This is a genomic window from Brevibacillus fluminis, assembly GCF_003710825.1.
Lineage (GTDB): Bacteria > Bacillota > Bacilli > Brevibacillales > Brevibacillaceae > Brevibacillus_D > Brevibacillus_D fluminis.
The window spans coordinates 85,609-99,469 of the sequence record NZ_RHHQ01000013.1; the positions used below are offsets into that span (position 1 = coordinate 85,609).

At 52.6% G+C, this 13,861-nt stretch carries 14 protein-coding genes; 7 read left to right on the top strand and 7 right to left on the bottom strand.

What is annotated here, in order from left to right; translation table 11 throughout:
* Positions 1 to 11: 11 nt before the first annotated feature.
* Both EDM56_RS18035 and EDM56_RS18040 read right to left on the bottom strand, forming a co-directional pair.
* Positions 12 to 2,420 carry a 3-hydroxyacyl-CoA dehydrogenase/enoyl-CoA hydratase family protein gene (locus tag EDM56_RS18035; protein WP_122919314.1) on the bottom strand — a complete coding sequence of 803 codons (2,409 nt, stop codon included), beginning with the start codon at positions 2,418 to 2,420 and terminating at the stop codon, positions 12 to 14.
* Between the two features lie 203 nt (positions 2,421 to 2,623).
* Positions 2,624 to 3,037: a hypothetical protein gene (locus EDM56_RS18040; RefSeq protein WP_122919315.1), complete on the bottom strand. Its 414-nt coding sequence runs from the start codon at positions 3,035 to 3,037 to the stop codon at positions 2,624 to 2,626.
* 162 nt (positions 3,038 to 3,199) lie between these two features.
* Between EDM56_RS18040 and EDM56_RS18045 the strand changes: the two genes are divergently transcribed.
* The 7 genes from EDM56_RS18045 to EDM56_RS18075 all read left to right on the top strand — a co-directional run bounded on the left by EDM56_RS18045 (position 3,200) and on the right by EDM56_RS18075 (position 9,162).
* On the top strand, positions 3,200 to 3,817 hold the full coding sequence (locus EDM56_RS18045) for a DL-endopeptidase inhibitor IseA family protein (RefSeq protein ID WP_122919316.1): 618 nt from the start codon (positions 3,200 to 3,202) through the stop codon (positions 3,815 to 3,817).
* A gap of 375 nt (positions 3,818 to 4,192) precedes the next feature.
* The gene (gene proB, locus EDM56_RS18050; RefSeq protein WP_122919317.1) at positions 4,193 to 5,320 is read left to right on the top strand and encodes a glutamate 5-kinase; all 1,128 of its coding nucleotides are present in this window, start codon (positions 4,193 to 4,195) and stop codon (positions 5,318 to 5,320) included.
* A 50-nt stretch (positions 5,321 to 5,370) separates the two neighbouring features.
* Positions 5,371 to 6,639 carry a glutamate-5-semialdehyde dehydrogenase gene (locus EDM56_RS18055; protein WP_122919318.1) on the top strand — a complete coding sequence of 423 codons (1,269 nt, stop codon included), beginning with the start codon at positions 5,371 to 5,373 and terminating at the stop codon, positions 6,637 to 6,639.
* A gap of 35 nt (positions 6,640 to 6,674) precedes the next feature.
* Positions 6,675 to 7,535 carry a pyrroline-5-carboxylate reductase gene (proC, locus tag EDM56_RS18060; RefSeq protein ID WP_122919319.1) on the top strand — a complete coding sequence of 287 codons (861 nt, stop codon included), beginning with the start codon at positions 6,675 to 6,677 and terminating at the stop codon, positions 7,533 to 7,535.
* 51 nt (positions 7,536 to 7,586) lie between these two features.
* Complete coding sequence (locus EDM56_RS18065; RefSeq protein WP_122919320.1) at positions 7,587 to 8,396, top strand: P-loop nucleotide/nucleoside kinase family protein; 810 nt, start codon at positions 7,587 to 7,589, stop codon at positions 8,394 to 8,396.
* Between the two features lie 77 nt (positions 8,397 to 8,473).
* A complete protein-coding gene (locus tag EDM56_RS18070) occupies positions 8,474 to 8,770 on the top strand; it encodes a ferritin-like domain-containing protein (RefSeq protein WP_122919321.1) in 297 nt (98 codons plus the stop codon).
* Positions 8,771 to 8,784: 14 nt separating this feature from the next.
* Positions 8,785 to 9,162, top strand: coding sequence for a spore coat protein (locus tag EDM56_RS18075; RefSeq protein ID WP_122919322.1), 378 nt, complete (start codon positions 8,785 to 8,787; stop codon positions 9,160 to 9,162).
* A 119-nt stretch (positions 9,163 to 9,281) separates the two neighbouring features.
* Here EDM56_RS18075 and pyrH read toward each other — a convergent pair whose 3' ends face one another.
* The 5 genes from pyrH to panE all read right to left on the bottom strand — a co-directional run bounded on the left by pyrH (position 9,282) and on the right by panE (position 13,722).
* A complete protein-coding gene (gene pyrH / locus EDM56_RS18080) occupies positions 9,282 to 10,019 on the bottom strand; it encodes a UMP kinase (RefSeq protein ID WP_122919323.1) in 738 nt (245 codons plus the stop codon).
* A gap of 240 nt (positions 10,020 to 10,259) precedes the next feature.
* Positions 10,260 to 10,580 carry a DUF4870 domain-containing protein gene (locus EDM56_RS18085; RefSeq protein ID WP_122919324.1) on the bottom strand — a complete coding sequence of 107 codons (321 nt, stop codon included), beginning with the start codon at positions 10,578 to 10,580 and terminating at the stop codon, positions 10,260 to 10,262.
* 47 nt (positions 10,581 to 10,627) lie between these two features.
* Entirely contained in the window at positions 10,628 to 11,827 is a 1,200-nt protein-coding gene (locus tag EDM56_RS18090) for an MFS transporter (RefSeq protein WP_122919325.1), read from the bottom strand.
* Positions 11,828 to 11,843: 16 nt separating this feature from the next.
* Positions 11,844 to 12,779 (bottom strand): 4-hydroxy-3-methylbut-2-enyl diphosphate reductase, encoded by a 936-nt coding sequence (locus EDM56_RS18095; protein WP_122919326.1) that lies wholly within the window; start codon positions 12,777 to 12,779, stop codon positions 11,844 to 11,846.
* 19 nt (positions 12,780 to 12,798) lie between these two features.
* Positions 12,799 to 13,722 (bottom strand): 2-dehydropantoate 2-reductase, encoded by a 924-nt coding sequence (gene panE, locus EDM56_RS18100; protein WP_122919327.1) that lies wholly within the window; start codon positions 13,720 to 13,722, stop codon positions 12,799 to 12,801.
* Between the last annotated feature and the right edge of the window lie 139 nt (positions 13,723 to 13,861).

Here is a 13,861-nt window from a genome sequence, read left to right on the forward strand (position 1 = left end):
TCTCTCCTCCTTTAGTTGCGCAATGGCTTGCCTTTTGCCAGCATGTGCTGCATCCGTTGCTGTGATTTGGGCTGCTGCAGCAGCTCCAAGAACGCTTTCCGCTCCAACTCGAGAATGTAGCTCTCCGTCACCTCAGTGCCCGCCGGTACGCTGCCACCTGACATGACGTACGCCACTTTCGACGCGACCAGCTCGTCATGATCGCTGATATAACCGGAAAGCTTCATCCCGCGAATGCTGGCCCGCAGGTTGGCATAACCCGACTCGCCGATCACGCGGATTTTGCGTGAGGCTTGAGGCTTGTAGCCTTCCTGATCCATCGCCAGCACCAGCTGTTTCGCATCGTAGAGCAGATGATCCGGGTTGACGCTGACTTGGTCGTTTGCACGCATGTAACCCAGCTGTTTTGCCTCCTCGCCGCTTGTCGACACTTTTGCCATCGCGATATTTTCAAAGGCGCGCGCGACGAATGGGAATGGATCAACCGGGACCGTTCCGCCCTCCGGTACATGCTCCATCGCGCGGAACAACAGCTCCTTCGTACCGCCGCCGGCCGGAAGCAGCCCGACGCCGACCTCGACCAAGCCCATGTACGTCTCTGGCGATGCCTGGATGCGATCCGCCAGATAGCAAACCTCAACTCCGCCACCCAATGTCATGCCGAACGGCGCTGCGACAACTGGCCGATGCATCGAACGATATCGGGCCTGAAGCTTATGAAAATTTCGAACAAGCAGATCAAGCTCAAGGAGATTGTCATCCTGCACTTCAAGCAGCGCCATCGCCAAATTCATCCCGACACAAAAGTTTTTGCCCTGATTACCGATGACAAGCCCGGTAAAATTGCGCTCCACTTCATCTGCCGCGTAATTGGCCAGCTGCAAAATATCCATGCCGAGCGCGTTATTGGGAGAGGTGAATTCCAGGCAGGCGACCCCATCGCCGAGATCGATCAGCGCGGCACCCGCATTTTTTTTGATCAGCTTCCCCTGTTCCTTCAGGGCTGCCAAATTGATCTTTTTGTCTGATTCCTCCACTTTTTCATAGCGTCCGCCGACAGTGAAAGCGTGGATATCTCCCGCCGCTTTTTCGTAAAACGACGTTTTGCCGCTTGTAAGCAGCTTTTCCACCAACGGCGGAATGGTTTCCCCTTCCTCGCGCATCCGGGCCACCGACTTCTCCACCCCAATGGCATCCCATGTTTCAAACGGGCCAAGCTCCCAGCCAAAGCCCCACTTGATCGCACGGTCGACGGAGACGATATCGTCAGCGATTTCAGGTACACGAGCCGCAGCGTAGAGAAGCACTTTTTTAAACGAATTCCACAAAAACTCGCTGCCGCGGTCTTTTCCGTACACGAGCGTTTTCAGTTTTTCTGGAAGCCCTTTTGCGGTTTTGGCAGCGTCCAATGACGGGAACGACGCCTTTTCGCGTGGGCGATATTCTAGTGTATTTGTATCAAGCGTCAAGATTTCCTTGCCTTGCGCGGTTTTCACCTGTTTGTAAAAGCCTTGTCCCGTCTTTTGTCCTAGCCAACGGTTTGCCACCAGCTGTTGCAGAAACGCCGGCAGCTCGAACATCTTCTGATCCTCGGGCTCCTTGCTGTTTTGGCGGACATTTGTGGCCACGTGTGCGTACGTGTCGAGGCCGACCACATCAAACGTACGGAACGTCGCGCTTTTCGGGCGGCCGATCACCGGGCCTGTCAGTGCATCTACTTCATCCACCGTAAGCCCCAGCCGGAGCATTTCATGCAGCGTGACCTGCATGCCGTATGTACCGATCCGGTTGGCGATGAAGTTGACTGTATCCTTACACAGCACCGTGCCTTTACCCAGCACGTTTTCCCCGAATTGCATCATGAAGGAAACAATCTCGGGCGATGTCGCATCACTTGGAATAATCTCCAGAAGTTTCAGATAACGAGGGGGATTAAAAAAGTGCGTCCCGAGAAAATGCGATGCGAACTCCGCGGAACGCCCCTCCACCATCGCATTGACGGATATCCCGGATGTATTGGAGGAAACGATGGAACCTGGCTTGCGATGCGCCTCGACCAAGGCAAAAACATGCTTCTTCACATCAAGCTTTTCAACCACAACCTCAATGATCCAGTCGGCTTCTCCCAAATATGATAGATGGTCTTCCAGATTGCCCACTGTGATCAGCTGCAAGTTTTCTTTAACCGCAAGCGGGGCCGGCTTCTCCTTGAGCAACCGCTCCTTACCCGTCTGGGCGATGCGGTTGCGAACGGCCGGACTCGCCAGCGTCAAGCCAATCTTGGTTTCGTCTGGAGTCAGCTCTGTCGGCACGATGTCCAGCAGATACGTTGGAATCCCCACGTTTGCCAGATGCGCGGCGATGCCTGCACCCATCACACCGGAGCCGATTACGGCAGCTTTGCGAATTTTGCGTTCCATCGAGTAATACCCTCCCTTTTCGCATCCTGAATGAATAGTCATTCATTATTTTTGGGTAAAAAAACATTCCACTCACTATCCAAGAGATCATTCAAAAAGATTCTTTTGCGGAAATTCGTGGAATGTTTGATTTTTTTCCCGTTGAGTTTACCTTTACAAAAATATTGTAAACCAAAACAGATACTGCTGCAATCGTCTTTTCCCTACTGCTGCGGCACAAAGCTGCCGTCGCGAAGCATCGTCAGCTCGCCCATGAAAAAGGCCGTGTCATCGGATTCATCCAGCTTGCCGCTCTCCTCAAGCGCTTCCAGGCGACGCAAGAGCACGTTCGCGAAGTCTTGGATTTGCAGCGGGTGCGCTTCAAGGTCGTTCTCGTCCTTCACCTCTACGGACATTAGGCCTTCAATATAGGTAATGATATGGAATCCGCCGATTTCCCCAAGAAATTCCGGCTTGTTGTACTTCGATTTTTGCAGTTTTTCCAGCATGCTTACGATATCGTTGCCGACCACGCTAGGAAACGTCACTTGGTAGAAATGGCGCTTTCCTTCTTCCGTCTTGATGATCAGCATGTCGTGTGAATCCAATTTCTTGGCCTTTTTGCCCAATCCGAACATGATTTCCACCTCTACTAAGGATTCTCATTCTTTCCTATTCCATGATAGAGGACATTTTATCAACAAACAAGTCTATATAAGAGGAAATGATTAACTCGGTTAGTTTGCGCCACTCTTTCACACCATAGGAAATACTACCATTCGGTGTGAGGAGGTCTGTTGATGAAACGGGTCATTGCGCTGCTCTCATTTCTTCTGCTCGTGGGATGCACGGGTGAACACGGAGAAATCAAGATAAAAAGCATCACGAATCCGAAAAACCTGCACGAGAAAAAGAAAAAGGAAAAGGTTTCAGCCATTGATAACCCGACGTATCACAAGCAAGATATGCTGTTGTTTTTGAATCGTGCGGAACGGGTTGTGGAGGACCTGCATTTCGCGGCCGCCTCCCTGCCTGACGCCAAGACGGTCAAGGAGGATGGCGTCACCTATCGGCAGATGCCCAAGCATTTGGAAACGAAGGAAGCTATCATCAAACATATTTCCCGCTATTGGTCCAAACCGCTCGCCGAAAAAATATACAATCATCTACACACGACCGTGGTGAAGGACAAGGTTTACATCGCCATCCCCTACCCTGACTTCCCCATGGTCATCTCCGGCAAAAACACGACGATCAAAAACGAAGGCAAGGACGTGCTCGCGGTCGTTACCGATGCGACACTTCCGCAATTTGCAAGCGATCGGACCGTCACGTACCGGCTCGTAAAAGATAAAAAAACGCACAAATACGAGATCAGCAAACGGTCGGGCGTGTACAAAAAAGAAATTTTTGAATGATAAATGTTTCATGATCCCTTGACATAAAGATGCATCCTTCGGCATAATTACTAACTAAATATAACTGAACGCGTTGAAGGGAAATAGTAGAACCGTCCTTCTGGTCCAGAAAGTGAAATCCGTCGGCTGTGAGATTTCGCCCACGAACCGGTTTGAACCCATCCCTGAGGGCTAGGGATAACCTAGACAGGATTCTTTCCCCTGTTACCAAGGAAAGCGCTCTTGATTGCAACGGAGCGAAAAGCTGGATGGCTGCTTATTTGGCATGCCGTCAAGTAAGGTGGTACCGCGAAAGTCAAACCCTTTCGTCCTTATACATGAGGACGGAAGGGTTTTTTTATTTGATCTGTGCGGTGAAATATGGAGGTATGTGTCATGAAGAAGGCAAAGCAGCGTATCGTCGTTAAAGTAGGCAGCAGTTCATTGGCAGCAGCACAAGGTGGCTGCGATCCGGTCAAAATGTCCCGACTTGTAGCGGCCATTTCCCTACTGCGTAAGCAAGGACACGAGATCGTCCTCGTCTCCTCGGGCGCGGTAGCGAGCGGCTACCGGATGCTCGGCTATCAGCAGCGACCGCGGACTCTCGTTGCCAAACAGGCAGCAGCCGCAATCGGCCAAAGCATGCTGATGCAAAAATACACCGACCTGTTTGCAGAGCACGACTGCACCATCGCGCAGATTTTGCTGACGCGCGGCGACTTTTCTGATCGCGAGCGGTATCAGCACGCATTCGAAACGCTTTCGCTCTTGCTCAGCAAAAAAGTCGTCCCGATCATCAACGAAAACGATACGGTATCTGTGGCAGAGTTGACCTTCGGCGATAATGACATGCTGGGCGCATTAGTCGCCGGTTTGGTCCACGCAGACTTGTATATCATCCTGACCGATACGAACGGATTGTACGACAAAGACCCGCGCAAGCACGAGAATGCAAGCCGCATTCCGTATCTCGATAGCATTACGCCAGACATTGAGGCACTCGCCGGAGATGCTGGCAGCCTCGGTACCGGTGGCATGCGCTCCAAACTGATCGCTGCCAAGACGGCGCAAAGCTTGGGCCTGCCGAGCTTTATCGGATGCATGACGGATGAAACCGATCTGCTCTCTATCGTCGCTGGCGAAGGAAACGGCACGTATATCGGCTATCTTGAGGACATGGAGTCATTGCCGGCTCTGCCAACCCGCAAGCAATGGATCGCCCTTCACTCCCCAACCAGCGGCCAAATTTACGTCGATTCCGGAGCGGCAGATGCGATTTTGCAAAACCAGCGCAGCTTGCTCATTGCCGGCATCAAAAACGTGGGCGGAGACTTTTTGCAAGGGGATGTCGTAGAGGTTTTTACGGAGGACGAAACGCTCATCGGCCGCGGCATCAGTCGCTTTGACGCTAGTGCGCTGCGTTCGGTGCTCTCGCCGGAGGGCACATTGCGTCGCAACGGAACCGTCATCCATCGGGATCAATGGGCTTGTGCCCATACCATATCTGCAACAAAGCGGTCATGACCGTTTTTTCATACTAGACAAAAAAAGAGCATTGAAGGGAGAAGAGAGAAATGAGTGAGATTCGAAACCAGGTAGAGGCACAGGCACGCTTGGCCAAACAGGCTTCACGACGGCTCGCCCAGCTATCGCGTGAGGAAAAGGACGCTGCACTGCTCGCGATCGCCCGCAAGCTTGATGAAGATCGCCAAACGATTCTTGCAGCGAATGCGAAGGACGTGGAGCAAGTGCGGGCTGCCGGTCAGCCGGACAGCTACCTTGATCGTCTGCGGCTCGATGATAAACGGATTGATGGGCTGATCTCTAGCCTGGAGGAAATGGTTGCATTGACCGATCCGGTCGGCGAGACAATCGATGCCTGGACGCGACCAAACGGCATCGAGATCGAGCAAGTGCGCGTACCGCTCGGCGTGATCGGCATGGTGTATGAAGCTCGCCCGAACGTTACCGTAGACTCGGCAGCAATCGCACTGAAAACCGGCAACGCCATCGTGCTGCGAGGTAGCCGTACCGCTCTCGCTTCCAACCAGGCGCTTGTCGCTAGCATCCGCCAGGCTCTCGAATCGCTGAATCTCCCTGCTGATGCCGTCCAGTATTTGGCGATCACCGCCCACGAATCGGTAGATGCGCTCTGCACGTTGAACGGCTTGATCGATGTGATCATTCCGCGCGGGGGTGCCGAGCTGATCAAGCGCGTCATCCGGACTTCCACCGTCGCGGTATTGGAAACGGGCGTCGGCAACTGCCATATTTTTGTGGACGAAAGCGCAGCCTATCCAATGGCGGAAGCGATCGCCATCAATGCAAAAACGAGCCGCCCTGCAGTCTGCAATTCCGCCGAGACGCTGCTGCTCCATGAAAACTGGCTGCATGCACACCAGCAGTCGCTGCTCAAAGAGTTTCATGAAGCTGGCGTTGAGCTTCGCGCGTGTGAACGGACGCGCAGCCTGCACCCGGAACTGGCCTCCATTTTGAAAACAGCAGATGAAGCCGATTTCGATGCAGAGTTTCTCGATCTGATCATCGCGGTCCGCACTGTCAAAGATTGCAGCGAAGCGATCGAACATATCGCGCTGCACGGTACCGCTCACTCTGAGGCAATCCTGACCGAAAACCAAGCGAATGCAGCCCGCTTCCTCCGCGAAGTCGATGCTGCGGCTGTTTACCATAACGCTTCTACCCGCTTTACTGATGGTGGAGAATTCGGATTTGGCGCCGAAATCGGCATCAGCACGCAAAAGCTGCATGCAAGAGGTCCGATGGGCCTGACGGCGCTGACCACATCCAAATATGTCATTCGCGGAAACGGACAAATCCGCTAACCCAAGATCGATACGCATCAAAAGGAGGGATTATTATGGAATCGAAAAAAACAATGCTTTCGCTTGCGCAAGCGTTCCATACGAAAACAATCAGCTTTCTCGGGGCAGGCTCGGTCGTAGAGGCAATCATCGGCGGCGTACTACGTAACGAGCTCGTCCCTGCCTCGCAAATCTACATCACCAATCGCAGCGATCAAGAACGGCTCCAGACACTCTCGAATACGTTCGGCGTTCAAATCGAACGCGACAAAAAAGCTCTGATCGAAAAAGCGGACATCCTGGTTTTGGCGATCAAGCCAAAAGACGTGGCTGAAGCGTGCCAAAGCCTGCGCGGCTTGGTGCGCAAAGACCAATTGGTCATCTCGGTCATCGCCGGCGTGTCCACCGACTTTTTGCGCGAATGGCTCGGCGTCGAGTGCGCGATTATTCGCACCATGCCAAACACCTCCTCCGCCATCGGGCTCTCGACAACGGGTATGTCCCGCGGCCGTTTCGCGGATGAGGAGGACCTCGCGACAGCGAAGCACCTGTTCGAAGCGATCGGAAGCGTTTATGCCCTGCCAGAGGAAGAGCTCGACATCATCACCGGCTTGTCGGGCAGCGGCCCTGCCTACATTTATTACATGATCGAGGCAATGGAAAAGGCAGGCGTAGAAGCCGGGCTGAAACCGGAAATTGCCCGCCGTCTGACCGTTGAAACTGTGCTCGGTGCGGCCCAAATGCTTCTTACCACCAATGCAGAGCCTGCTCTGCTGCGTAAAAAGATCACCAGTCCTAACGGAACAACCCAAGCCGGCATCGAGGTACTGGATTCGTTTTCGTTCCAAGAAGCCGTCGTTTCCGCCGTGCTCCGGGCAACCGAACGCTCACGGGAGCTTGGCGCGCAATTCAACTAAACCTGTAGTATACTGAGGCTAGTCAATTTTAATTCAAGGAGGGTGCAAGCCATGAAGCTGTATGCATTGTACGGAACAAGCGGCACCGGCAAAAGCACGATCGCCCTCCGGCTGGCCCATCAGTTGAATGTCGATGCCATCATCGATGACGGCATTTTGATCAGCCAAGGCTGCAAAGTGGCAGGCGTATCCGCCAAGTATGAGAAAACAAAAATCCAGGCCGTCAAACGCGCGATTTTTTACTACCAGGAGCATGCGGACGAGGTCAGAAAAGCACTGCAGGACCATGCGTATGAGACGCTGCTTATACTTGGCACCTCGCAGCGGATGATCGACCGGATCACCCGAGCTCTGCAGCTGACCGGCCCGATCGAGTTCATTCCGATTGAAGACTTGAAAACGCCAGCCGAAATGGATGCGGCCCGCTATATGCGAGAGACACAAGGCAGACATGTCATCCCTGTGCCCCGAGTCGAGATCGAGAAAGATTTTTTCCAAAAAATCATTTCCCATGCCCAGCAAATCCTCTCGCCGAAGAAAGAGGTGCTCGGCGAAACGACCGTGGTCCATCCTTCCTTCTCAGGAGGACGCATTCAGATTCACGAGCAGGTGCTGCGCAAAATCGTCCAAATCACGTGCCAACGCTTTGAACAAGTGAAACGCATTCATAAAACAACCTACACGTTCCACGATCTACCGCGGCTCACCGTACAGCTCTCGCTTGGCACAACGCTGGGTGAAGATCTGCTGTTGATCGTTGAGCAGTTGCAGCAAGCGCTGTACGACGAAACGAGCTATTGCCTTAATATCTCCCCTGCCAGCATCGATGTCCACATCGTTTCCCTAGAGTTGGCACCGTAGCGAGAGCATAATCCTTCCTCCTTTGCAGACCCTATCCCTTGTACGCCATCTATGCCTGTGAAGGAGGATGAATGATTATGCCAGCAACACTGATCCCCCCAGTTCAGCAAGCAGCCAATGTGCCGATTCCCACACCGCCGCGCGTGATTACGGGCAAAGATCTTGCCTATTTGAAGGATGCTCTCTCCTGGGAGCTGATGGCATTTAAAAAATTCGCTTATTATGCGAAGCAAGTCAAAGACCCGCAAGTAAAGCAGCAGCTCGATAAAGCGGGGCAAATGCATCAGCGCCACTACCAAAAATTGCTCACCCATCTGCAAGTGGATAACAACAGCGCCATGGCCAAAATCCCAAAACCGCAGACGATGCAATAAGGAGGGCGCCAACTATGATCAATCAACTGCTCAATCCGAACGGACAGCAACAGCAGCAGCAAAACCAAAACATCATTCAAAATCCAAAGCCTCCTGGTGAGCCGCAAGTAAAAGGACCGGAGATGAACGACCGCGACTTCATCAACGACGGCCTTTCAACATGCAAATACCTTGCAGAAGGGCTCAACATCGCGGCATGGGAATCCAGCCACCAGCAGCTACACGCCGATTACCTTCAAATGCTAAACGAAACGCAGCAATGCGCTCGCGAGCTGTACAATACCATGTTCCAAAAAGGCTGGTACAAGCTCGAGGCAGTTGAACAGCAAAAGCTGCAGCAGGCCTATCAGCAATTTAACGGGTACTCGTCACAATTCCCGTACCGCGGGTAGCCAGCACACATATGCAAAATAGCCCCGATTCCAAATGGGGCATTTTTGCGCTTCGATCTCTCGTCACTTACGGAATGAGAGAAAGCAGCTAACCTGTGCGTTAGCTGCTTTCGATATTTTCACGCCAGCTCCAGGCACGATTCTTGGCTAATCAGTGTTCCGATATTTTCTCCTTCACAAATCGCCTTCATCGAGCCTGGCTGGTCAAAATTGAAGACATGAATCGGCAAACTGTAATCGCGGGCCAAAATGAACGCAGACTGGTCCATAACTTTCAAATCATGCTGCAGGACATCATTGTAATGAAGCGATTTGTATTTGCGCGCGTCGGCATCGTATTTCGGATCTGCGCTCAATACCCCGTCGACACCTTGCTTCGCGACCAGCAGCGCCTGGCAGCCGACCTCGATTGCACGCTGTACAGACGGATAATCGGTCGTCACGTAGGGTTGTCCATTTCCCCCGGCAAAAATGACGATATATCCTTTTTCCAGATGATGGATCGCCCGCAGCCTGATGTACGGCTCCGCGACCGATGCGAGCGGAATGGCCGTCATGACGCGGACTTCCTGCTCTGTTTTCGCCTTCAGAACGCCGCGCAGCATCAGGCTGTTGATGACCGTGGCCAACGTCCCAATATTATCGGCTTCAGCCCGCTCGATGCCCCAGTTTTCCGCCATATTGCCGCGAAAAATATTGCCGCCGCCAATCACGACGCATACCTCGATCCCCATCTCCGCGACCGACATGATTTCCTTGGCAATATGCTCGAGACGCTCCGGTTCAAAGCCAAACTCACTATGCCCCGCAACGGCACCGCCGCTTAGTTTGATCAACACTCTCTTGTACCTGTTCATCCTCCGAACCCCCTTGCAAGCTTGACTTGGCATCCTCAACAAAAAAAGAAACACCGAAGCAGCGAACGCTTCAGTGTTTTGGAAGGAAAGAGTATACGAGTTTTTTCGCCATTTGCTTCGCTTTGCCGCTCATACACTCACCCCTGTCTTTCGTATCGTTTTTTCCATTTCTCACTCTAGCTGGTTCCATTCGTAATTGCAAGCCCTTTCGTGAAAAAAACAAACAGCAATTTCCCCGCCCTACCACTTATTAAAAAGCTGGATGCTGCCTATCAAAGGAAGCGGTTTGGCCAAGCCCTGAATCGCATTGATAATGCCGATGATTGCGAGGACTAATATCAGTAGATTGCCGATCGGCACAATGATAAACCACCCGATGATCGGGATCAGCGTGCCGACGAAATTAACAACGAGGGCGCCGAGAAATAAAACAAGTCCTTGGTTGGCATGATACATCGCAAATCTGGATTCACGCGCGACCAGCATCGGGATGAAAAAGACCACATAAGCCAAAGCCGCGACTACTTTGTTCGCCTGAATATCTTGATAATCCGGTTCCATGCCTGCACCTCCCTGTTTCATTCTATGGGAGGGGGCTTGGGCTTCATTCATTGCATTTCAGTGATTTTGGCTTTTGTCCTCAGCTTGATCAACAGGAGCGGCACCAGTCCGATCATCGTGGCAATCCCAAAAAACGTGTATGTGTGAAGAATGCCGTAAGTATCTTTAATGACGCCGCCGACCAGATTACAAAACATCGAACCCAATCCAAGCCCCATCGAGCTATACAACGTAAGCGCTGTCACCTGCAAGCTGGAAGGCGTGTTTTCGCGGACGAACTGTGCCGCAGTCGCCAAATAGAAGCCGACCGACAAGCCCTGGATGAAAAACATCGCGATCACCATCGTTGTAGTCGGCGCCGTGCTGTACCAGAACCAGCGAATACCCGACGCAACAGCCGCGATCAAAATCGTCGTCTCCAATCCCCAGCGTCTCGCAAAATAACCTGCCACTTTCATAAAAGGCGCCTCGCTTCCGGCAAAAAGCAGGAAAGCGACGCCGATACCGACCACCGTTCCGCCGATGTGCTCGTAATAGAGCGAGAACCATGTATTGTTCGCATTGATCGGCCCGAAAATGAAAAAGGCCCCCATCAAAAACAAGACGAACCGAGGCATCCGTACCAATTCCCCGATTCCGTTGAAAATGTTGCCGTTCACCTTCACATTGTCGCCTTCATCGCTCAATCCGCGCAAAAATACGATCGCTAGCACGGTCGCAGCCGCAAAAAAGAAAAAGATGGCGTGCGGCCCCCAAGAGCGGATCGCGTACCCCGTAATCAACGTAGCGATCGCATAGCCCACCGATCCCCACAGACGCAGGTTGCCGAATTGCATGTTTTGCTGTTTCGCGAAATTGAGAGCGATGCTGTCGTTGATCGGGATGACCGCGCATTGAAACAAGGAAAAGAGGGAAAACACCACCACGACCCAAGCAAATGTGGAGATCTGAGTGAACAGCAGTGAAATAGCGGAGGATGCCAGCAACGCCAGCATCAAAATCGGCCTTCGCACGCGTAGCTTGTCGCAAAGCATCCCCCAAATCGGCTGCGCAAAAATCGAGATGATCGGCGTGATCGAGCTGATCGTCCCGATTTGCGTGCCGCTTAGCCCAATCGATTGGTAATACTGAGCCATGAGCGGAAAAAATGAGCCTGTTCCATAGTAAATGAACAGGTACAGGCCAATGATAGACATGTACGATCGCTTAGCCTCCGTACGTATCTCGCCCGTTGCTAAACTGGGCATAAAAAATTACCTCCCGCTATTTTACCGTGGGCAAAATTTTCTTCATGTTAACCGTCCGAGCCTTTTCCCATGTGGCCGGATTTTGCTCATCAAACTGCTCCAGGAATGCGATGACTTCTTTCGTCAATGGCGTCGGAGTCGAAGCTCCCGAGGTCACTGCCACTTTGGTCTTCCCTTTCAGCCATTCGATGTCCAATTCAGACAGGTCGGAGATGCGGTGAGACGGAACGTCCGCGATTTCTTCGGCAACCTGTGCCAGTCGGTTGCTGTTGTTGCTGCGCGGATCGCCGACGACAATGCACAGCTGCGCATCGCCCGCCTGCTCCGCAACCGCCTCCTGACGAACCTGTGTTGCCAGGCAAATCTCGTTGTGCACTTCTACGGTCGGGAACTTTTTGATGATCGCGTCCATCAGATGCTTCACGTCCCATTGGCTCATCGTCGTCTGATTGGTCACAATCAGCTTATCCGATGGCAGCGAGAGAGCTTCCACCTCGGCAAGCGTCTGCACCAAATGCACGTGGTCAGGCGCGATGCCAATTGCACCCTCCGGCTCTGGGTGACCTTTTTTCCCGATGTAGATTACATGATAGCCTTCTTCTTTCTTTTCACGGATCAGATCGTGCGTTTTCGTAACATCCGGGCAGGTCGCGTCGACGACCGTCAACCCTTTGTCCCGCGCTTTTTTACGCACCTCTGGCGAAACGCCGTGTGCGGTGAAGATGACTGTACCTTCATTGATTTTATCGAGCAGTGCCAGCCTGTCTTCTCCGTCCAGCGTAATGATTCCTTGCTGTTCAAAAGAATCCACCACGTGTGCATTGTGCACGATCATGCCCAAAATGTGAATCGGCCGGGGCAGATCAGAATTTTGCGCCGTTTTCAGCGCAAGAACCATCGCGTCCACGACGCCGTAGCAGTAGCCGCGCGGGGAGATTTTAATGACCTCCATGGTTTCCACCTCTTCTTCCTTATAAAAGGGAACGATTGATTTCGTACACCTTCAGCTTGTTGTAGATCGTTCGCAAAAGCGGCGCTTCCACGTTGTTTTGCTTGGCCAGATCCAGCAAATATCCTTGTAAATGGTCTGCTTCCACCGGCTGGCCTTTTTCCATATCGCGCAGCATGGAGGATTTGACCGCATAGCCTTGCTTGTTAAATACTTTCATATGACGCTCCACGATGTCATCGGCAAGCGATGCGCCTGACTTGCGCATGATATCCGCCACTTCCCCAAAGAGCTGCTGTGTCAAGGCCACGCCATCGGCTGCATCGCGGATCGGCCCCACTGCCGAATTCATCAGTGTGGTCATGCCGGACAGCGTCGTGATGAACAAATATTTGTGCCACATCTCACGCTGGATGTTATCGCTCGCACGGTACGAAGCGTTTGCCCCGGCAAAAAGCTGGGCAAGCTGTTCCATTCGCGACGAGCTTCCTCCGGTCCACTCGCCGTACAGCATTTCGTGCACCGGGCTCGTTTGAATGACATCGCCTTCCGCGTTAAGCGTAGACTCGATGAAGCACAGCCCGCCGATGACCCGCTCTCTGCCGAACGCTTCCTGTAAAGCGGCCACATGCGCCATTCCGTTCAATAACGGAAGAACCATTGTGTCTTCTCCAACGTATGGGCGAATCGATTCCACACCATCGGCAAAATGATACGCCTTCGTTGTCAAAATCACCAAATCAAACGGCTCTGAAGCTTCTCCAGCCACCAACAGCTTGGGCGCAAATGAAAAGTCGCCATGAATGCTTTTGATGATTAGCCCGTGTTCTTCCAGCTGTTGCTTCCGCCGCTCCCGGACAAGAAACGTAACATCTGCCCCTTTTTCCACAAGCCGTCCGCCGAAATAACCGCCAACCGCCCCCGCTCCCAGTACCAACACTTTCATGGATTGAACTCCCCCCGCTCTCTTTACTATTTGTTACGAACGAATTCTGCTCCTTCATTGTAGTGGAAAACCCGACTGACGCCAAGCGTAAGAGACATCCAGCCGTTTTTGGGTGAAGTCGAAAATTGGTTACGTTTTC

What these genes read in the sequence shown, in the direction of transcription:
- EDM56_RS18035 (WP_122919314.1), bottom strand. Translation starts at nt 2,420, where the DNA reads ATGGAACGCAAAATTCGCAAAGCTGCCGTAATCGGCTCCGGTGTGATG.
- panE (WP_122919327.1), bottom strand. Translation starts at nt 13,722, where the DNA reads ATGAAAGTGTTGGTACTGGGAGCGGGGGCGGTTGGCGGTTATTTCGGC.
- EDM56_RS18075 (WP_122919322.1), top strand. Translation starts at nt 8,785, where the DNA reads ATGATCAATCAACTGCTCAATCCGAACGGACAGCAACAGCAGCAGCAA.
- EDM56_RS18095 (WP_122919326.1), bottom strand. Translation starts at nt 12,779, where the DNA reads ATGGAGGTCATTAAAATCTCCCCGCGCGGCTACTGCTACGGCGTCGTG.
- EDM56_RS18070 (WP_122919321.1), top strand. Translation starts at nt 8,474, where the DNA reads ATGCCAGCAACACTGATCCCCCCAGTTCAGCAAGCAGCCAATGTGCCG.
- EDM56_RS18065 (WP_122919320.1), top strand. Translation starts at nt 7,587, where the DNA reads ATGAAGCTGTATGCATTGTACGGAACAAGCGGCACCGGCAAAAGCACG.
- EDM56_RS18040 (WP_122919315.1), bottom strand. Translation starts at nt 3,037, where the DNA reads ATGTTCGGATTGGGCAAAAAGGCCAAGAAATTGGATTCACACGACATG.
- EDM56_RS18085 (WP_122919324.1), bottom strand. Translation starts at nt 10,580, where the DNA reads ATGGAACCGGATTATCAAGATATTCAGGCGAACAAAGTAGTCGCGGCT.
- EDM56_RS18045 (WP_122919316.1), top strand. Translation starts at nt 3,200, where the DNA reads ATGAAACGGGTCATTGCGCTGCTCTCATTTCTTCTGCTCGTGGGATGC.
- proB (WP_122919317.1), top strand. Translation starts at nt 4,193, where the DNA reads ATGAAGAAGGCAAAGCAGCGTATCGTCGTTAAAGTAGGCAGCAGTTCA.
- proC (WP_122919319.1), top strand. Translation starts at nt 6,675, where the DNA reads ATGGAATCGAAAAAAACAATGCTTTCGCTTGCGCAAGCGTTCCATACG.
- EDM56_RS18090 (WP_122919325.1), bottom strand. Translation starts at nt 11,827, where the DNA reads ATGCCCAGTTTAGCAACGGGCGAGATACGTACGGAGGCTAAGCGATCG.
- pyrH (WP_122919323.1), bottom strand. Translation starts at nt 10,019, where the DNA reads ATGAACAGGTACAAGAGAGTGTTGATCAAACTAAGCGGCGGTGCCGTT.
- EDM56_RS18055 (WP_122919318.1), top strand. Translation starts at nt 5,371, where the DNA reads ATGAGTGAGATTCGAAACCAGGTAGAGGCACAGGCACGCTTGGCCAAA.